Source organism: Microcoleus sp. N9_A2, assembly GCF_036701775.1.
In the GTDB taxonomy this organism is placed as follows: Bacteria; Cyanobacteriota; Cyanobacteriia; order Cyanobacteriales; family Microcoleaceae; genus Microcoleus.
Genome location: NZ_JAUBRH010000071.1, coordinates 1 through 19,901, shown reverse-complemented (window position 1 = coordinate 19,901; position 19,901 = coordinate 1). Strand labels below are relative to the sequence as shown.

The following is a 19,901-nucleotide window of genomic DNA, read 5'->3' as shown; positions in this document are numbered from 1 at the left end:
GTTGCGATCGCACAACTTTAGCATCTGCCGGGAAAAATTTCGTCGGTGAAGCTTTGGAGTGTCGATGCGGCTAAAGTATAAGCTGCCGAACTTGACAAATTGCTCGCCGTCGGCTGTCCCTGGCTGGAAGACTACCTACATTACAATCCTCGGGTTGAGTGCGATCGGCATTTGTGTAAAAAAGCTGACAATTGAGATTTCTTGGCAATTGCCGGAAACCTGTTTTGCCTGAATTTTAAAATCGGGCGATCGGCTGCCGAGTTGTCGCTATTCTTGTCTTATTGTAATATAATTTTACGCAAGGGGTAATACGAAATGTACTGCCACAGGTCGCAGATGTCTATCCATCTGAACCAAATTAATGTCATCAAACATTAAAAATAGTTATGACTGTTATATTCGGATTAGTGAAATCTTGGATATATAAAATTCAATACAGAGTCAGGTTTCAAAGGGGTATCTGCTGTTAAATCAATCTAACCTGCAATATCGTTTCGGGGGACACCAGCACGATTTAAGGCAAAAAATAATCCTGCTGAATTAACTGGATTCGAGGGAGCAGAGAAAAGTTGATGACTAAGCTATAAAAAGAGTTGAAAAGGCAGTCTAAATAGCAGGCAAGACTCTAGCAGCCAACCGCAACTGCCAATTACAAAAGGAGGGAGCAGTGTATGAAACTGACGGGTTGAGTCCCCTAAAATCGCCGCTTGGTTTGCGATCGACTCTACAGGAATTAACCCTGTACGACTTTCTCCTAGAATCTGAGTGTCTGGGGGACGAAGTTGCTAAAATTTTTCAAGCAAACCCTTTAGTTCCCGGCATCATCATCACTCAGCAAGGAAAGTTTATAGGGATGATTTCGCGGCGGCGTTATTTTGAACACATGAGCCGCCCCTACAGCTTGGAGTTATTTTCTCAACAGCCTTTGTTCATACTCTACCGCTTTACTAAAACTGATATGTTGGTTCTCGATCGCGAAACCTCAATTATGACCGCAGTACGGCAGTCTTTGGAGCGATCGCCCGAACTAATCCACGAACCAATTGTAGTACAAGTAGAACCGGAAACTTACAAACTTTTAGACGTACACCAACTGCTGCTTTCTCAGTTGCAAATTCACGAGTTATCAACCGTAGCGATGCGCGAGTCGCAAGCGCAATTGAGACATCAAGCCCAACAGCTCGAACTTGCCTTGCTGGAACTTCAGCGCACTCAAACTCAACTAATTCAAACAGAGAAAATGTCTTCTTTGGGGCAGTTAGTAGCAGGAGTAGCTCACGAAATCAACAATCCGATCGGCTTTATCTACAGCAATTTGCACCACGCTAAAGAGTACACGCAAGGTTTAATGCGGATGCTCGACATCTACAGGCACCAGTGTCCCGAATTCATACCGGAAATTGCAGCGGAAGCAGAAAAAATCGAACTCGATTATGTGCTAGAAGACTTGCCAAAAGTCTTAAATTCCATGCAGCAAGGTGCAGAAAGAGTGCGCGACATCGTTTTGTCGCTGCGGAATTTTTGCAGATTAGACGAAGCTCAAATGAAGCAGGTCAACATTCACGACGGTATCAACAACACGATTATGCTTTTGCAAAGCCAGCTTAAAGGGAAACCGGGGCAGGAGGCGATCGAAATTTACAAAGAATACAGCGACTTGCCGCTGGTGCAGTGCTATCCCGGACAGCTCAATCAGGTATTTATGAATATTTTAGTTAATGCAATTTACGCTCTGGTGGAGTCTAATAAATACGAAAATGTAGATAAAAAAAACTCTAAAAAGTCGCAATTAGGCGAACAAAAGCAGTCTTGTACAAAGACTCAATTATCACTTTCTAACTCTACTCGCCTGATTCCTACGATTCGGATTCGCACCGAGTTAATTGATAAAAAAAAGGTAATAATTAAAATTTTTGACAACGGCCCTGGGATGACAGAAGATGTTCGGAAGCGGTTGTTTGACCCTTTCTTTACTACTAAGCCGGTCGGCCAAGGAACAGGTTTGGGACTCTCAATTAGCTATGAAATTGTTGTCAACCAACACGGCGGCGAATTGAAGTGCTTTTCAGAACCGGGAAAAGGAGCAGAATTTGCGATCGAGATTCCACTTCAACAGTCTTCCGCAGCACAGATTTTGCCTCGCTTTGCGTGATACAACAGAAAGAAGAAGGAAGTTCGGCAACGGATTATGTAACGGATGTAACGGATGTAACGGATGTCAGGCAGAAGGCAGTTCGGCAACTGATTATTTAACGGATGTCACGGATGTAACGGATGTAACGGATGTCAGGAAGAAGGAAGAAGGCAGAAGGAAGAAGGCAGAAGGAAGAAGGCAGAAGCAATAAAAGTTAGGGACTCGGCCGTTGAAACCGCTTTTTGTCAAACTTTCGTTCCTCTGGCTTGAGACTAAAGAATAAAGCCCCTCGGCTACCGCGAACCTTTGCAAACCCACTTCCACAAAGGATGACTCGGCCCCTGTTGGCGAATGCGGCGAACTTGTTGTTCCAAACCCTGTTTTTCCCGCAGGGGTAATCCTCGCACCATATTGCGACTTTGCCAAGTTAGCACTGCTAAAGTCATCCCCAAGCACAAACCCAAACCGAGAGTCGGCCAACGATGAAAAGATAAACCGTAGCGCACCGCCGCCCAAGTGAAGTGTTCTAACCACAAAGCGATTTCGCGCCGCAAACCCCAAATGCTCAAAGAACCGAGGCTAATCCACAGCAATATCACAGTTAACCAGCGGCCGTAAACTGTTAGTTTGTGAAGTCTTTTGAGTTCAATTTGAAAAGTTTCGTCATTTGTCATTTGTTATTTGTTATTTGTCATTTGTCATTTGTCATTTGTCATTTGTCATTGGTTATTGGTTATTGGTTATTGGTTATTGGTTATTGGTTAGTCAACAGTTAACCATCAACAGTTAACCGTCAACAGTCAATTAAACTTCCTCTGACTGGTTGATTCCTTCTGCGGGGACGGGGATGGAGTGGCCGGTGCGACTGCGCCACCAAGCTAGTAGCGTACTGGCAACGAAAATACTCGAATACGCACCCGCAATAAAGCCGACAATCAATGCTAAAGCAAAGTATTTGAGGGTTTCGCCGCCAAACAAAAAGATTGAAAACAACGTCAGCAGCGTGGTAAACGTCGTGTTAATTGACCTTCCCAGCGTCTGCATGACAGCATCATCGACAATTTGATCGATCGACTGTCCCGGATTTAGCTTGATTACTTCCCGGACGCGATCGTAAATTACCACTGTATCGTTAACAGAAAAACCGATAATTGTCAAGAGAGCGACCACAAATAAACTGTCAACTTCCACTCCTTGAACTAAACCCAAAAACGAGAAAACACCAACAGTAATCAATACGTCGTGAAACAAAGCCACAAAAGCAAAAAAGGCATAATCCAACTGAAATCGGAATGTCAGATAAATAGTAATGCCAGCAAAGGAAAGAAATAAAGCTAACAATCCTGAAGTAAATAATTGTTTACCGAGGGTAGGCCCAACCGTATCAATTTGAGTAGATTGAGGAGCAAAAGCACCTATCTTTTCGCTCAAAGCTGTTTGTAAATTAGTCCGCTGTTCGACATCCAAAGTTTTCGTTCGTAACGATAAACCTCGCTGTTCTTTGCCGATAACTTGAATACTGCTGCCGCCCAAACCTTGGGCATCCAGGATTTCGCGGACAGCAGCAAGATCGATGGGTTTACAATTTTCCGGTTTCGTGCAGTCGAGTTCAAATTGCAGGCGAGTGCCGCCGATAAAGTCTAAACTGGGGCGCAGCGGTGCGCGGATGTCGGGACGAGTCCAAGAAATCGCCATCGATACTATACCTGCAAGGATGACCGCGGCGGAAATACTCCACCAGAGCGATCGATATTTGATTACACTGAATTTCATAATTTGAAGGAAGAAGGAAGTTCGGCAACGAATTGTGTAACGGATGTAACGGAATGTAAGAAGGAAGGAAGAAGTTAACAGTCAACTGTCAACTGTCAACTGTCAACTGTCAACTGTTAGCTGTTAACTGTTAGCAGTTTTCGACAAATTAGGACAAAACAACTGAGGTTTCCGCAATGCTGGAAAGCTCAATACTACGAACAGCAGAGTGCGGCTGCAAGTGAGCGCAGTAAACATACTCACTAATACGCCCAATGCCAGAGTTACAGCAAACCCTTTAACTAAACCAGCACCCAACCAGAACAAAGCAGCACAAGCAATAACTGTTGTGACGTTTCCGTCTAAAATGCTGGAAAAAGCGCGGTAAAAACCCGATTCTACCGATCGATAAAGCGATTTCCCCGCCCGCAACTCTTCCCGCGTGCGCTCAAAAATCAGCACGTTAGCATCCACAGCCATGCCGATGCTGAGCACAAAACCCGCAATTCCCGGCAGCGTTAATGTCACGCCCAAAAGCACGAAAGCTGCCCAAGTTAACAGAGCATAAATTAACAGCGCAATATTGGCAATTACGCCGGGGAGTCGATAGTAGGCAATCATGAAAATCAAGACCAAAATTAAGCCGCCGATACCTGCGTTAATACTGCTTTGAATGCTGTCTTTACCCAAGCTAGCGCCGACAGTGCGGTTTTCTACAATTTCGACTGGCACCGGCAAAGCGCCGCCCCGCAATTGCACTGCCAAATCGTTGGCTTCTTGGGTTGTAAAGTTGCCTTGAATTACGGCACTCCCACCACTAATTCCTGTTTGGGCAAATTCAACGCCGACGACTGGGGAACTGATCATTCTTTCGTCTAGGAAAATACCGATACTGCGTCCGGTGCCGGCTAAATTTTTAGTGAGTTGGGCAAATAGTTCGCCTCCTTGGGTATCGAAAACAAGAGCAACGTTCCAGTTGTTCCCAGAGGCCAAGGGTTGAGGTTGAGCGTCTTTGAGGTTTTCGCCACCGAGTCCGCTGCTTTTGAAGAGTTTGGCGATCGCCTCATTGCTTCTTTTCAAAGCAGCCTGATTTTCTTTAATAGCCGCCTCATTCGGGGTAGCTCTCAATTCTGTTTGTTTGAGCAGCAATTCCTGCTGCAACTGCCTCTCAATGCCTAATTGTGCTTCTGTTCCTGGCAGTTGTTCCAGAAATTCTAGCTTGGCGGTGCCGCCCAAGACTCGTTCTGCTTGCTGCGGGTCATTTACTCCGGGCAACTGCACGAGAATTTGGTCTTCTCCTACTGTTTGGACTAATGCTTCGGAAACACCCAAACCGTTGACGCGGTTTTCGACTATCCGCCGCACTGCTTCTAACATTCCCGGCTCAATTTTGGGAATTGTGGGGGTAGTTTTTACCTGAATCGTGAGTTGCGACCCTCCTTGCAAGTCTAATCCCAGCCGCGTCGGAATTGTTACTATTACAGTAATAGCGGCGATGATTAAAACAAAAATTAGGGCTAATAGGGAACGTTGTTTTTGCATATTTAATTATTAGTCATTGGTCAGTTGGCAGTTGTCAGTTGGCAGTTGGCAGTTGGCAGATTTTAGTCATCAGTCATCAGTCATCAGTCAACAGTCATCAGTCAACAGTCAACAGTCAACAGTCAACCAATGACTACTGACTAATCACTATTTATACTCGCAAAGCTACCATTTTTTGGACTGCCTCGACAATTTGGTTGGGCTGGACAATTGTCAGTCTTTCCAAATTGCCGTTGTAAGGTGTGGGAATATCTTGTGAAGACAGGCGCAAAACCGGTGCGTCGAGTTCGTCAAAAAATCGATCGCTAATCGAAGCAATTAGTTCGGCACCGATGCCTCCTGTTTTCATACATTCCTCCACAATAATTACTTTGTGGGTTTTGCGAATGGATTCACCAATTGTCTCCATATCGAGGGGTTTGAGAGAAATTAGGTCGATTACTTCGGGATCGTAACCTTCTTTTAGCAGTGCGGGCAGGGCTTGCAGGACGTGGTGCCGCATTCTGGAATATGTCAAGATGGTGACATCTTTGCCCGATCGCACAATTTCTGCTTTGTCCAACGGCACTAAATATTCTGTTTCTGGCAAATTTTCTTTCAGGTTGTAAAGAAGGACGTGCTCGAAGAACAGAACGGGGTTATCGTCGCGAATGGCTGATTTTAAGAGTCCTTTGGCGTTGTAGGGAGTCGAACAGGCGACTATTTTCAAACCCGGTACTGCTTGGAAATATGCTTCTAACCGCTGGGAGTGTTCGGCGCCGAGTTGCCGGCCCACGCCGCCGGGGCCGCGAATCACCATCGGCATTTTGAAGTTGCCGCCGGATGTGTAGCGCAGCATTCCGGCGTTGTTGGAAATTTGGTTGAAGGCCAGCAGCAAAAAGCCCATGTTCATGCCTTCGATGACCGGCCGCAATCCGGTCATTGCCGCGCCTACTGCCATGCCTGTAAAGCTATTTTCGGCGATCGGGGTGTCGAGCACTCTAAGTTCGCCGTATTTGTTGTAGAGGTCTTTGGTGACTTTATAGGAACCGCCGTATTGACCTACGTCTTCGCCGAGTACGAATACAGAGGAGTCGCGGGCCATTTCTTCGTCTAACGCCTCGCGGAGGGCGTTGAACAATAGGGTTTCTGCCATAGGACGTGAAGCAATGATTGCAGGAGGGTCAGATTAGAATCTTAACCTTTTGGGGTGCGGATGAGGATGCGATCGTACATTTGGCACTTGAACCGTGCATAATTGGCAAGACTAATATCATAACTATTTAATTTTGTCAAGCTCCTGCATTATTTATATTTCAGCAAAATGTTTTTGCAACAAATCGTGAATAAATCGATAGCGCCGATCGCCCGTTTTTTGCAGCAACAGTCGATCGCCCGCAGCATCCAGAAAACGCTGGTAATCCCAAGGAATATAGCCGCTAGACCACAGCACGAGGCGCAACATAAAACTTTCAATCCCCGGAATTCCCGGCAACAAAGCACTAATTACCGCAGCCGCAGCACCCGCAATCAATCCCCAAATCGACCCGGAGACTAGGGTGAAAATTAATCCCAAAATCACCCAAATCAGCCCGCCAACCAGCTTAACTCCAAACTGATACTTGCGCTGTTCTTCGTCTGTTTGCAGCCAGCTAGATGGTATGCGATCGAGGTAAAATTCTTGAATTCCTTGCTGTTCCATCCTTCTCGCCAACCATCCCAGCCAGTGGCGAATTTGTTCCGGCCGCAGTTCCCTACCTCTGGGATACTGCTTGACTTGCCCGGTCATTTGGTGGCGAATATAGGCAGTTAACAGATATTTGCGCTGTTCTTCTGCAGAAGTTATGCGCTTCCAAGCTTCAATTAAAATATCGTCGTAAGCCAAAGCCATCATGCTCAAAAGCAAGGGAGCTTTTGCCAATTTCAACAACTCCGGCTCGTGCTCAATGCTGTACCAAAGTTCGCGGCTTCTGGCTTCTAGCAGATAATTTTGAATTTGAGTTTCTGTTAAAGGTTTCAATAAAACCGCTGCTTGCAGGCGAAATCTAGTGGGGCAGTTTTTGTAAGCTTCAAAACTGCTGCAAGCTACTAAATGTTTGGGTTTAAATTCGCTTTCCACAAACTGATTGATTGCTTGAATGCAGCTATTTTGGCGGTGGGTTTCTACTTCGTCTAAGCCGTCGAGGAGAGGCAGCAATTGTTGTTCGGCAAGCCATTTTTTGCCCACTGCAGGAGAGATGCCGTATTTGAACTGAAGTTGAGCAATTAACCAATCGGCGATCGCCCCGGATTCTGCTTTCCATGATCCGAGTTCAAACAGCACTGGTACTGGCAAGCTAGCATCTTTTTGGGCGCGGGAAACTAACACGCGAGCTAATTCTAGCAGCGTCGTAGTTTTGCCTGCACCCGTGGCTCCCAAAATTACCAATTTGCCGCCGGCGCGATCGAACACTTTAGCAATGCTTGCTTTGGGAGGAAGCCGAAAACTCGGACGGTTGCCCGCTTTCACTTCCACATCCCAACAGCGGTTAACACCAACAGGCGACGAGTCTTGAGCAAGGTTAGCCAGCACAGCAGCGTGCAAAGACTGCGCGAGGCCGGCTTGGACTTCCTGCTTCACCTCCTCCAACAATCGATCGCGAGGCGGTTGTAATCTCAGAGGAATCAATTTTGACATTTTATGTACCTCGCGCTGAACGCTTACTTTCGCAAATTTGCGCGCAAATAACCCAGAGCAAGATTACCATCAGTATAGGCGTCCAGTATATATTGACTCAAATTATTGCGGCAATTATGGATCTGAAATTTTATCTACAAATCCTGACCCTGTGGCCCGCACTAGGTATTTCCACTATAAATTAACTGGCGATCGCCCCAACTCCGAAACAAAAATTATTAGTATAGAGAGAGAGAGTTTTTTATGTCATTTACCAACATTCAAATCATCACAGTCAGCTTAGCAGGACTAGCAACAGCAGTGGGAGTGGCTGTTGCAACTATACAGTCGGGTGCGATGAAACAATCCCATCTTCCCCTTGCAGAATCACCGGCCTCCACCAGAAACCAGATTGCAGGGCCCACGAACAACCCTGAATCTCGGCAACCAAAATCTCTGCAAGCACAAACCCCGGCTGTAGAATCTCCGAAATCCCCACCCCAACCGGCAAAAACCCCGGCTGTTCAATCCTCGCTAGTTGCAGGAGTCTCTGGGCGAAAAGTTGAGCCAGTAGTTGTCACACCGCCAAATTCGGGTTGCAAAATCAGTATGGCTGTAGTCAGCGATCCGAATCCACCGCTAAATGTGCGATCGATCCCGCAAGTAAGGGGCAGCAACATAGTAGGAAAACTTAAAAATAATACCTTTGTTTCAGTCGCCGAAGAACAAAACGGTTGGCTGCGAATTACCGATCCGCCTGGTTGGATTGCCAAAAACCGCACCGAAAGCAGTTGTTCTAAGGTCAACCAGCAGATTAATTTTCTACCGGGAGGAGATGAGGCGATCGTCAAAGGTCGAATTATCGGCGGCGGCAGTCATTCTTACATAATTCGCGCCGCTAAGGGTCAAACTATGACTGTTAGGAATCGGAAAGATGTTTTCCCCCAAATTATAACTCCGGGTGGCGAACTTTTAGCTGGAAATCCTTATGAAGGCAATGAAACAGAGTGGACTGGAAAAGTGCCAGTTACTGGCAATTACACATTACAACTAGACTCAAATTTTCGGGGGTACGAATACGAATTTTTAGTACAAGTGCGATAAATGTGCAGGTTCCTAGTAAGGACTTTAGTCCTGATTTTTAACATTAACTATTATTAACATTTTTTAATAATAAGTCAGAGACGAAGGAGCTAACCTTTTTCAATACTATGCTGCTGATACAGACAATGATGAAATAAACAAAGAAAGTCACCGCAAAATCCACTCCTGACATGAGCTCGAATAAACTCAGCAATGTACCATGAACTAGATATATTTCAAAAGAGTTTTCGCCTAAAAAGTTTAGAAAGGTACAGCGAATTTTGAATTTCCCTAATAAGATTATTAACCCAATTATCAAAATAGCGAAGGAAATACCTATAATAGCGCGAGCAATAACCTGAATTATAGGAGAATAAATGAGAGGAGAATAAATTTGGGTATTAGCACTATTGGGGAATTTCATCCATACCCATAAATGTAAAAATACCATACCAAAGGATAGATATAAAGTAAAAGTTTCAATATAATGATTGAGGTGTTTTTTTATGTGAGCGAAAATACTAGATAATTTTGGCTTTTTCCCTGCGAGTAAATTTTCCAAGTTTTCAATAATTATTTGGGAGTTTGCCCCTATCCAACAACCAAACGGAAAACTAAAAGGATTCCTAAGCCAGGTGTGGGGTAATGGTGAAATACCGACAACTATTGCCGTTATAAATAAATAAAATATTTTAGATTCCTTGGAGTTATTCATACTAAAAACTACATAAGTAATGCAATACCAAAAAATAATATATACTATAAACCACATATACCTATCCAAAGTTGAGGGAGCAAAAAAAATCTTGAGTAAAGAATCCCCAACATTACTTCTTTTATTTAAGATAAAATAATCAAATATTAGAATTTTACCAGTCATGGCTAAGATAAATGGTATGTAAACTCTCATTACTCTTTTGGAAAAAAAGTTATTTAATCCTTTTTTTTCAATAGATAGAAAAATTCCATATCCCGAAAGTACCAAAAAAATAGCTACACTGGGAAAACCTAGGTAAACAAGAGGAGATAAATAACCCGGACTGCCCAGAACAAGACCTACATGATGAACAATGATGATCAGGATGGCAATTCCTTTCATTTGATTAGTCTGTAAAATTGATAATGGTTGCTCTCTTACACTTTTTCTGCAGCTAATTAAAATTAATATAGACAAAATAGTAAATGTAGCTAATATACTCCTATTGTCTACTGCATTATTAACTGCCAAAGCTAGTAAATTTTGATTCACAAACCAATAACTAAACATAAAATGCTCCTGTGGATTTTTATATTAAGTAGATAGGCGCCAATAAACTTTGCCTGCTGGTCACAGAATGTAAAGCTATCATAACTGCCAGCGATTGCTTTCCTTCAGATAGCTGTACAGGAAAAGAAACTGCTTATAGTATATACCCTCACGGCAAAAGCGTTTACTATAATCAAGGAATCGCCCCAAGCGACACATCAAGAATCGCAAATTTCTGCCAATCTTCCGAATCAAAGTGCCACCATTCTGTTGTTATACCAATAAATCCCTGTTTTTTCATCGCATCCTTAAGCACTTGACGATTTTTCCGAGATTGCGCGCTGCCGCCTTGATAATCTGCGTGAGCTTTTTTGGTAAAATCGTCATAGGGCGTTGGCATTTCTAATTCTTTGCCCGTGCGATCGACTAAAGTTAAATCTACAGCAGCACCGCGATTGTGCCGCGAACCCCTAGCAGGATTAGCAACATAGTTCGGATCTGGTAAAAATTCCCACATTTGCTTAGTCACAGAGAAAGGCCTGTAGCAATCGTAAACTTTCAAACCTAATCCGATTTTTTCCAAATCTGTTTGAACTAGGGCTAATTTTTGAGCTACAGAACTTCTCAAAGCGCATTTTGCTTGAGAGTAAAGCTTTCGTTTTAAGAAATTGTTCGCAGTGGCGTAGCGGATATCGAGGCGAATGTTGGGATTTACTTTGCGGATGTCAACAAGGCGCGCCCAACTGGGAAGTTGACTCATGAAAATGCTTTCAGGTGCGATCGGGCTTGGTTCTGGTTGGGTAATTTCCACTCTTGGCGGTTCTTGGGCGCGGACAAATATTGGATGCTGCAGGCTAATTGCTGAGAATAATACTAATACGAATAAAATTAAATATTTGGCAAATTTACTTATTTTCATGGTTCTGTAAATTTAATGTTTTATCTTGTTTTTGTGGCATTTCATGTTTTGAGCGATTTTCGCGTTTTTCCGACAGTCCGACAGGGGTTTAAACCCCTGTCTCATAGCGAAAGTCCTCTTTAGAGGACTAAAATATTTGTCGAAAATTTTGATCTATTTTAGAAGTCTTTCAGTCGGTTTCAACCGACTTTAGCTATGAGACGGGGGTTTGAACCCCCGGCGGACTGTCGGACTGTCGGACTGTCGGACTGTCGGACTGTCGGACAAGCGCGAGAACGCTAGAAAGATAAATCGCTTCTCGAACTAATTTTTAATTGTTAATTATCCTCAAATTCCCAAGCGCTGATACACTAAATCTAAGTGCCTCAATTGATACTGCGGATCGAAACAATCATCAATTTCTTTGCTCGTCATTTTAGCAGTAACGCGATCGTCCTTAGCAATCAAATTGTAGAAATCGCCCCCTGGCTTGTTCCAAGCTTCGTGAGCGCAAGATTGGACAATTGTGTATGCGTCTTCGCGACTCGTGCCTTTTTCTACTAAGGCTAACATCACCCGCTGGCTGAAGATTACCCCGCCGTAAAGGTTCATGTTGCGCTTCATGTTTTCGGGATAGACTAGCAGGTGTTTTACTAAGTCTGTGGCTTCTACTAACATGAAGTGAGTTACTGTAGAACTGTCGGGTAAAATCATCCGTTCTACGGAACTGTGAGAGATGTCTCTTTCGTGCCAAAGCGCCACGTTTTCTAAGGCTGCGACGGCGTTGGCGCGAACAATTCTTGCCATCCCCGTGAGTCTTTCGGAGCGAATTGGGTTGCGTTTGTGGGGCATGGCGGATGAGCCTTTTTGCCCTTTGGAAAAGAATTCTTCGACTTCGAGAACGTCGGTGCGTTGCAGGTTGCGGATTTCTACTGCAAAACGTTCGATCGATGCTGCTAACAGTGCTAAGGTTTGGACGTATTCGGCGTGTCGATCGCGCGAAATGACTTGAGTGGATGCACAATCGGGTTCGAGTCCGAGGTTTTGACAGGCAATGGCTTCTATTCGCGGATCGATATTAGCATAGGTTCCGACTGCGCCGGAGATTTTGCCGACTGCAATGGACGATCGCAAATTGACTAATCTTTCACGGCTGCGAAAGACTTCTGCCAGCCATCCTGCTAGTTTAAAGCCAAAGGTGATGGGTTCGGCGTGAATTCCGTGCGATCGGCCAACCATGACGGTATTGCGATGCTGTTGAGCCTGATAGCGAATAGCTTGACTCAATTCTTCGACACGTTCTAACAAGATATTGACGCTGGCGACTAATTGCAGCGCCAAAGCGGTATCGAGCACATCGGAACTGGTTAAGCCGAGGTGAATGTAGCGGCCGGCATCGCCTACATATTCGTTGACATTTGTCAAGAAGGCGATCATGTCGTGGCGGACTTCGGCTTCAATTTCGAGGACTCGTTTGGGGTCAAAATTAGCCTTAGCTTTGATTTCTTCGACTGCGGCGGCGGGGATGTAGCCGAGTTCGGCTTGAGCTTCGCAGACAGCGATTTCTACTTGCAGCCAGGTTTTCAGTTTGGCGGTTTCAGTCCAGATGTTGCCCATTTCGGGCAAAGTGTAGCGCTCTATCACGGTGGGAGTTGGGGAATGCGATCGTCCTATTGTACCTCTGCGCGGCATCCGTCTTCAGTCGGGAGGGGGAATTTCGGGCGATCAAACTATCCCTCTTCTGAGTTTGAATATTTCGTTTGTTTCGGATATTGCGTTTATAGCACAGTAAGTGTTATCGTGAAGGAAACAACCAAGTATATGGTGGCCAAATACTTACATACCCCTTCCAGCAATAGCTGCACTGGTTGTGCCCGATCGCAGATTCTGTCTGCTGACCAATAAAACGGGGTCTGGTATAATCAGCGGTTTAAACCGCTGATTATACCAACTTATACCACCATATTGACTCTGTGCTTCACAAACAATCACATCAAAAAAGAGATTAATTATGTTGAACCAAAAAGCATCGCTTGAGTCAGTTTTGATTCCCGAACAAAAACAAGAAGAAATAGCAAAATTAGATCGGATTCTCAGCCACGAATTTGCACAACCAAAATTAGTCGGAAGTAACGGAGAAGAGATAGTAATTCCTGAATCAGTATACAGCATTTTGCGTCAGGTCGTGCGTGCAATGGCATCAGGTCAAGCTATCTCTCTAGTACCTCACAATCACGAACTGACAACACAAGAAGCTGCTGATATTCTGAATGTATCCCGACCATTTCTGGTCAAGTTACTAGACCAGGGAGAAATTCCTTGTATCAAAGTAGGAAAGCATAGACGTATTCGTTTGGAGGATTTAACTTTATATAAAGAACATCGAGACAACAAACGTCGCAAACACTTGGATCGGCTAATCGAGATGACCGAAGAAGCTGGTTTGTACGAGGCATAGAAATAATTCCAACATTAATATGTCTAAGCTTAGTGTTGTCCTCGATGCTTGTGTCCTGTTTCCTATGTATCTGCGCGATACTCTGCTTTCCACCGCCGAGGCTGGTCTGTATTTACCGTATTGGTCGCAGAAAATCCTAGATGAAGCAATGAGCAACCTTGTCCGCCAAGGGATATTATGCCAGGAGAAAGCAATCAATCTTGAAGCGGAAATCAATGCAGCCTTTCCCGAAGCAATAATTGAAGTACCTGTCGGCTTAGAGCAAATCATGAAAAATGACCCTAAAGACCGTCATGTTCTTGCTGCTGCTGTAACAGCCAAGGCTGATGTCATTGTTACCAGCAATCTAGCGGATTTCCAAGAAAAGGATTTAGCTCCTTGGAACATCAAATCGCTGTCACCTGATGAGTTTATGAGCGAGCTATTTGACGAATACCCGGACTTAATAGTGAGATTATTACGGCAACAGTCGGAAAGGTACAAAAAACCTCCGAAGACTGTTGCTGAATTACTTGAATTTTTGGAAAAAAAAGCAGGTATGCCCAAATTTGCTAGTGATATTTTGTTATATGAATATAGTCTCGATATTGTGCAAACTGCGGAAACAGTCTTAAGGAACTACGGCAGACAAATACCCGAAGGCGGTAAATTTCTTGAGGGAGAGCGGTATCGTATTTGGCAGCAAGAAGAGACGCTTACAATTACTGCGAAAGATGGTAGAGGTGAAATTCTGCGATTTCAGAATCAGGAAATTGAGGGGAATATCTCATCAGAGGATATCAAAGCATTAAAAATATTTGCTCAAAGCTTGGATTGAGAATTAACAATAAATAGGGTTGAGGAGCAACAAGCTGATTAAAATAACCGATTTGCAGAAGCCCAAGGAAATAGAAGAATGAATAGCCCTTACAGTCTCATCATCCAGTGGTCAGAAGAAGATCGACTTTTTGTTGTTGTCAGTTGGCCTGAGTTTACCGATGTCATGCAGCCTTGCACTCACGGACACACTTACGAGGAAGCGGCAAAACACGGACAAGAATTGTTAGAAACATTGATTGAACTCTATCAAGAAGATGGCAAACCTCTACCAGCACCTCACACGTTGGGGAAACGATTGCAGATTGCGTAAACTTATTAATACCAAGGATTATCAATCCAAACGCATACTATTTCATTTTAACTGAGAGAGCGCGTCCCTTGAGTTAGTTGGATGACTGGTAAAATAAGTGCGATCGCATCTACATCATTCATCTCAGGAGTGTCTGCTGAAGAAATGACTAGGTGACAAAATGCGATCGCCCTGCTATTAGTAGTAGCTGCAACCCATAAAATAACGATAATTTGGTAGACTCTGACAAGTTGTTTCGTTGACGAGCGCAAACATATTGTATCCACTACCACCTACACCTGCAATCCGGTAGACAACCCCTGAACCGTTGTCAACTTGCAAACTACCATTGTAACTCATATTCTTGACCTGCATGAACTGCGAACCCAATCGATAGTTATATCCAGAAACTGGGCCACCATCTGGTTTCACGGCAAACATATTCCGCCCGCCGCCACCAGTGGATTTAATTTTGACCAGTACAGGTCGATTTCCACCCTCTAAAACACCTGCTACAAAAAGAACATTATGCTCAGGCACCCACATCATGCCATAGAACTGCCCCAACTTCTGTTCACCTAACCATTTTCCTGTACTTGCCTCAGTTTTAGTGAGAACTTTACGTTCATTGTTGACTGAAATGTTGACATCGGCAATCTTTAAGTTGGAAGTTGAAAACACACCCTCAGCATATACAGGAATGGTCGAGAAACCAATCATTGCCAAACATAGGATTGTTACTTTTTTGAGCATAGCTTCATCTTTTTTGAGTAATCTTCTTTACATTATTCCTCGAATCTCAAAGGTGTCAGAATTTTTTAGTGCCGGAAAATGGCGGAAAAAGACGGGAGTTTGATTAAGAATATTTACAAGGGGCGGATTATAGCGGATAATGACGGATAGAGTAAAATTTTTAACAGACTATGGACGCAACAGAGGTGTTGAGATATTTAGACGAACTGGTTTTCGCTCAAACAGGTAAGCACCTCGATAGTCTGCAAAGAGCAATTATTAAAGGCGTTATCAACGGTCATAAATACGCCGATCTTGCGAAAGAATATCAATGTACGCGAGGTCATGCAAAAGATGAAGCTTACGCACTTTGGCAAATTCTTTCTGAAGCGTTGGGAGAAGATTTGAATAAGTCAAATTTTCGTGCTTCTATTGAAAGATTGGGATTAGATAACTCTCACTATCAAATCATTGGAAATTCTGTGGTGGGTGGTAATATTAACCTCTGTCGTAATCCTTCCCAAAATAACGAAAAATATGAATTGGAAAAATTTGAATCTATAGTTAGGGAAACTCCTACACCGGTTAACGATAGGGATGACAGTATTGAAACTGAGCGAAAGCTAGCTAAACTAGAAACGATACCGCGATTGGTAAAAATTGGATTAACGGCAGAACAAATTGCCCAAGCTCTCGATTTGTCCCTAGAAGAAGTAGAACAAAAAATGCGATAAGTGAATTAATCATGAAATATACAGTTGTTATCCAAAGGTCAGAAGCAGATCGATGCTTTGTCGTATTTTTGCCTGAATTTGAGGATGTAATGCAACCAGTAACTCACGGAGATTCTTATGAAGAAGCTATCTACAATGGGCGAGAGGTACTAGACTTACTAATCGAAAGTTGTCAAGCTGAAGGTAAACCATTGCCAGCAACTAAGAAGCTAGAACGATTATTTCAGGCTGCTTAAATTTGTTGAAAGCAATATCAGTCAAATATGGAATAAGTGCAAAACCGATACACTCTGCCAAACGAGGTGGCACGGCATTTCCGATTTGCCACATTGCCTTTTTCATTGAACCTTCAAAAATAAATGAATCCGGGAAACTTTGCAATCTCGCCATTTCGCGAGCTGAAATAACGCGGTTGAGATAAGGATGAATATGAGTGCCGCCGTGATTTTCTTTAACAGTCATACTCGGTTTGCCCGGATACTGTCGCTTGAAAGCATCGGCGTAGCTTTCATACAAAGAACCGCCTGGTGGAACTTTAGCAAGTCTTTCCATGTACTCAACAGAATGACGAGTCCATTCGTGGTTAATTTCTGGGATGGGAGTATACTCTGGTAAATCATCAATTGCTGACTCAATCGCTTTGTATTGTTCGGGTAACAATTGCGGCTTCGGATAGGGATTTGGCATCCCGAATCTATTGGCAATAAAAATAGCTCGCGGGCGGATTTGCGCGACTCCATAGGCGGCTGATTCAAGAACAGCAACGGAAACGTGGGGATAGCCAATTTCCTGAAAAGCCTCGCAAATGGCTTGTTTAACAGCTCCTTTTTGTATAGTCAATATTCCCGGTACGTTTTCCATGACAACATACCAAGGACGTACTTCAGAGACTACGCGAACAAACTCTCTAAAGAGGCGATTTCGAGGGTCGTTGGGGTCGCGTTTTCCTGCAACTGAGAAGCCTTGACACGGCGGCCCGCCTACAACAACATGAACTTCGGGCGAACCAATTTCAGCGAGCAACTTTTGGGGATTTAAGTTTTTTATATCGTCGCACAAGTGATGGCAATCGGGAAAGTTTTTTGTATGAGTTGCCGAGGCGATCGCATTAATTTCAACACTTGCTACTGGTCGAAAACCTGCTTGCAATAAACCTTGGGTCATGCCGCCCGCACCGCAAAAAAGATCGACAAATGTATAGTCGGATTTTGGCAGTGACTGAGATTCAATATCAATGAATATCTTGTAGGGGTCGCAGTCATTTGCTTCTAGTTCGCGTTGGATGCGTTCGTAGCGCCCTAATTTTGCTTTCTTCTGCTTTTTGGCAGAAATTGGTTCTGACTCGTTTGAGAATAAAGATAGTTGTATTCCTTCCATTTTATATTTTTTTACTGCGTTCTATCTGATGTTGCCCACTTGGGCCAGGGTGTAGGGCTCGATCGCGCTTGGAGTCGGGGAGTGCGATCGTCCTATTGTACATCTGCGCGGGGATGCAAGACTCAGAAACCCTGTTTCTGAAAGCAACCAGGTTTTTGTAGTTTGGGCGATCCGCTACAATATGCTAAACCTCGTTAGCTGGCATTCTTCTCTATTCGCCAATAAATGGTTCCAAATGAATAGCCATTAATATTTTGGCTTGACTTCGCCCTTGAGTGAATTTACTCAAAAAGTATTGCGGTTTTCAGGGTTATTCGCTAGAATAGCCAACCGGTCAAGTAAAAAAATCCCACCAACGAGACAGACATTTCCGACATTCGCTTATGACCATTGCCTATACTCCACCTTGGCTGCTGAACAACGGCCTATTAATGACGTTGTACACCGCATTAAGGGCTAGTCGCGGTTGGGAAAAAACGATCCCTTACCCAGAACCCCCTTACCGAGAACACATCTTTACTGGCGCCTGTGGAGTCCCGATTTTTGGCTGGGTTGCCATCCCCGAAAATCCTCGATATACCATTGTCGGGACTTACGGCATTACTGGCGATCTGGATAATCAATGGTATCTGAAGCTACTAGGCCGTAAAGCCTATGCCCAAGGCTGTGCAGTGGTATTATTTGACTGGCGAGCTCACGGCAAAACTGCCCAACTCTCTCCCACCCTGACTTCTGATGGCCTATACGAAGGTGAAGATTTCGTTCGGATTGCTGCCGCTGCTAAAGAAATGGGATGTCCCGCGCCTTTTTGGTTCACGGGTTATTCCCTGGGCGGACAATTAGCCTTGTGGGCCGTAAAATCAGCTCAGACGATCGCAGATTGGGGGCCGGACTTAGGGATCGAAGAGTCAGAACTAGCAGGCGCGGCGGTGATTTGCCCCAGCTTGGACTCGAACCGTTCTCTGTCTTATCTAGTTAAAGATGAGTGGGGGAAATTTTTAGAAAAAGCGATCGCGCGACAGTTAAAAAAACTAGCAAAACAGATCGCCGCATCGCATCCGGGGGCGATCGATCCTGCAGCTATTGAACGCGCCAACAGCATTTGGGGCTTTGACCACGAACTGGTAATTGGCCCGTTAGGTTTCTCCTCTGTGGAAGAATACTATGAGGCTAGCAGCGCTCTACACATTTTGCCTCACCTCAAAAAACCCACTTTCATCCTCTATGCAGCGGATGATCCGATGTTTGATCCAATTCTTGTCTCTGAGTTGCAAGCCATTAGCGCGAACAATCCTGCCTTAGAATTAGTGGTGACAGCCTACGGCGGTCATGTTGGGCATATCAGTAGTAAACGTTGTCAGCATCAATTTGGTGATAGCGATCGGTGGTGGGCATGGAATCGGATTTTACAGTGGTTCGATGCCTTGAGTGTTGATGAAGATTATCAAATAAAACCTTAACACTCCTCGGCAATAGTTGGGGGGAGGAAAGGATTAGGGGGTTTAATCCCTCCAGTCCAGAACGTTAAAACTATTTCCCAAAAACACTAGACATCAGGGCAAAAGCTGAATGGCTTAGTGGGACACAATTGTGCATATTTTGCATAGCCAGTTGACTTAACCTCGATGTGAGGACAGCATAAGGATTAGAAACAATTTTAGTTAAAAAGTGGTGAATAAATATCGATTAATTTATTCGTTTTTTTGACAATTGTGTGAGCTATTAACTAGGTAAAACTAAAGCTCCAACTCTCAATCTAATCAAACTGCAAATTGCGATAATTACTCTCTCGTAATTCCTTTTTCTTAACCGAAATTTTTATTGATCCACTCGAAACCAGCATTGTAGTGGGGTGGCATCTTCGCGTTAAATTCCCACGTCCTTGATTGATTCTCTCGTCTTCGGCAACAAACAGCACCGCGTCGTACAAGCTCTTATTTTAGTTTAGAGACGGGGCGATCGTATCAAAACCAAAGAAACCGGGTTTTTTGCCGTTGCTATCGGTGGTAACTCACATCCTGCACCACTTCCAATAACCGCCAGGGGTTGAAACCCCTGTCTCATAGCGAAAGTCCTCTAAAGAGGACTAAAAGCCTTTTCCTATCAGCTTTTCAGTCGGTTTTAACTGAGATCTTGCACCATTCTCAATTAGCCCTTGCATTGTGTACCCAAATGTGAAATAAAGGGCGTATAAACAATGTG

At 44.1% G+C, this 19,901-nt stretch carries 19 protein-coding genes; 9 read left to right on the top strand and 10 right to left on the bottom strand.

Going from position 1 to position 19,901, the window contains the following annotated elements; translation table 11 throughout:
• The first annotated feature begins 667 nt into the window (after positions 1–667).
• Both QUA44_RS26525 and QUA44_RS26520 read left to right on the top strand, forming a co-directional pair.
• On the top strand, positions 668–2,152 hold the full coding sequence (locus QUA44_RS26525; protein ID WP_333255957.1) for an ATP-binding protein: 1,485 nt from the start codon (positions 668–670) through the stop codon (positions 2,150–2,152).
• On the top strand, positions 2,145–2,345 hold the full coding sequence (locus QUA44_RS26520) for a hypothetical protein (RefSeq protein ID WP_333255955.1): 201 nt from the start codon (positions 2,145–2,147) through the stop codon (positions 2,343–2,345). Before QUA44_RS26525 ends, QUA44_RS26520 begins: the two co-directional genes overlap by 8 nt.
• Before the next feature lie 82 nt (positions 2,346–2,427).
• On the opposite strand, the gene QUA44_RS26515 is transcribed toward QUA44_RS26520, so the two are convergent.
• From QUA44_RS26515 to QUA44_RS26495, 5 genes are all read right to left on the bottom strand, one after another.
• Positions 2,428–2,808, bottom strand: coding sequence for a hypothetical protein (locus tag QUA44_RS26515; protein ID WP_333255953.1), 381 nt, complete (start codon positions 2,806–2,808; stop codon positions 2,428–2,430).
• A gap of 130 nt (positions 2,809–2,938) precedes the next feature.
• Positions 2,939–3,907 carry a protein translocase subunit SecF gene (gene secF, locus QUA44_RS26510; protein ID WP_333255951.1) on the bottom strand — a complete coding sequence of 323 codons (969 nt, stop codon included), beginning with the start codon at positions 3,905–3,907 and terminating at the stop codon, positions 2,939–2,941.
• Between the two features lie 123 nt (positions 3,908–4,030).
• Positions 4,031–5,428: a protein translocase subunit SecD gene (secD, locus tag QUA44_RS26505; protein ID WP_333255949.1), complete on the bottom strand. Its 1,398-nt coding sequence runs from the start codon at positions 5,426–5,428 to the stop codon at positions 4,031–4,033.
• 151 nt (positions 5,429–5,579) lie between these two features.
• Complete coding sequence (locus QUA44_RS26500) at positions 5,580–6,563, bottom strand: alpha-ketoacid dehydrogenase subunit beta (RefSeq protein WP_333255947.1); 984 nt, start codon at positions 6,561–6,563, stop codon at positions 5,580–5,582.
• Positions 6,564–6,716: 153 nt separating this feature from the next.
• Positions 6,717–8,084, bottom strand: a complete 1,368-nt coding sequence (locus QUA44_RS26495) for an NACHT domain-containing protein (protein ID WP_333255945.1) — start codon at positions 8,082–8,084, stop codon at positions 6,717–6,719.
• A 243-nt stretch (positions 8,085–8,327) separates the two neighbouring features.
• Here QUA44_RS26495 and QUA44_RS26490 point away from each other — a divergent pair, with 243 nt between their 5' ends.
• A complete protein-coding gene (locus QUA44_RS26490) occupies positions 8,328–9,167 on the top strand; it encodes an SH3 domain-containing protein (protein WP_333255943.1) in 840 nt (279 codons plus the stop codon).
• A 43-nt stretch (positions 9,168–9,210) separates the two neighbouring features.
• Here the strand turns inward: QUA44_RS26490 and QUA44_RS26485 are convergent, their stop codons facing one another.
• The 3 genes from QUA44_RS26485 to purB form a co-directional block, all read right to left on the bottom strand.
• Entirely contained in the window at positions 9,211–10,413 is a 1,203-nt protein-coding gene (locus QUA44_RS26485; protein ID WP_333255941.1) for an acyltransferase, read from the bottom strand.
• A gap of 172 nt (positions 10,414–10,585) precedes the next feature.
• Positions 10,586–11,311: a M15 family metallopeptidase gene (locus QUA44_RS26480; RefSeq protein WP_333255940.1), complete on the bottom strand. Its 726-nt coding sequence runs from the start codon at positions 11,309–11,311 to the stop codon at positions 10,586–10,588.
• Positions 11,312–11,638: 327 nt separating this feature from the next.
• Complete coding sequence (gene purB / locus QUA44_RS26475) at positions 11,639–12,934, bottom strand: adenylosuccinate lyase (RefSeq protein ID WP_333255968.1); 1,296 nt, start codon at positions 12,932–12,934, stop codon at positions 11,639–11,641.
• A 367-nt stretch (positions 12,935–13,301) separates the two neighbouring features.
• Between purB and QUA44_RS26470 the strand changes: the two genes are divergently transcribed.
• From QUA44_RS26470 to QUA44_RS26460, 3 genes are all read left to right on the top strand, one after another.
• A complete protein-coding gene (locus QUA44_RS26470) occupies positions 13,302–13,748 on the top strand; it encodes a helix-turn-helix domain-containing protein (protein ID WP_333103939.1) in 447 nt (148 codons plus the stop codon).
• A 19-nt stretch (positions 13,749–13,767) separates the two neighbouring features.
• Positions 13,768–14,565, top strand: coding sequence for a PIN domain-containing protein (locus QUA44_RS26465; RefSeq protein ID WP_333255938.1), 798 nt, complete (start codon positions 13,768–13,770; stop codon positions 14,563–14,565).
• 78 nt (positions 14,566–14,643) lie between these two features.
• Positions 14,644–14,877: a type II toxin-antitoxin system HicB family antitoxin gene (locus tag QUA44_RS26460; protein WP_333255936.1), complete on the top strand. Its 234-nt coding sequence runs from the start codon at positions 14,644–14,646 to the stop codon at positions 14,875–14,877.
• 177 nt (positions 14,878–15,054) lie between these two features.
• On the opposite strand, the gene QUA44_RS26455 is transcribed toward QUA44_RS26460, so the two are convergent.
• Positions 15,055–15,609, bottom strand: a complete 555-nt coding sequence (locus QUA44_RS26455) for a hypothetical protein (RefSeq protein ID WP_333255934.1) — start codon at positions 15,607–15,609, stop codon at positions 15,055–15,057.
• A gap of 170 nt (positions 15,610–15,779) precedes the next feature.
• On the opposite strand from QUA44_RS26455, the gene QUA44_RS26450 reads away from it, so the two are divergent.
• The gene (locus QUA44_RS26450) at positions 15,780–16,322 is read left to right on the top strand and encodes a hypothetical protein (RefSeq protein ID WP_333255932.1); all 543 of its coding nucleotides are present in this window, start codon (positions 15,780–15,782) and stop codon (positions 16,320–16,322) included.
• Positions 16,323–16,333: 11 nt separating this feature from the next.
• The gene (locus tag QUA44_RS26445; protein WP_333255931.1) at positions 16,334–16,558 is read left to right on the top strand and encodes a type II toxin-antitoxin system HicB family antitoxin; all 225 of its coding nucleotides are present in this window, start codon (positions 16,334–16,336) and stop codon (positions 16,556–16,558) included.
• Here the strand turns inward: QUA44_RS26445 and QUA44_RS26440 are convergent.
• Complete coding sequence (locus QUA44_RS26440) at positions 16,524–17,699, bottom strand: DNA cytosine methyltransferase (protein ID WP_333255930.1); 1,176 nt, start codon at positions 17,697–17,699, stop codon at positions 16,524–16,526. The two genes, QUA44_RS26445 and QUA44_RS26440, sit on opposite strands and share 35 nt — an antisense overlap.
• Before the next feature lie 383 nt (positions 17,700–18,082).
• Here QUA44_RS26440 and QUA44_RS26435 point away from each other — a divergent pair, with 383 nt between their 5' ends.
• A complete protein-coding gene (locus tag QUA44_RS26435) occupies positions 18,083–19,159 on the top strand; it encodes an alpha/beta fold hydrolase (RefSeq protein ID WP_333255928.1) in 1,077 nt (358 codons plus the stop codon).
• Positions 19,160–19,901: the final 742 nt, after the last annotated feature.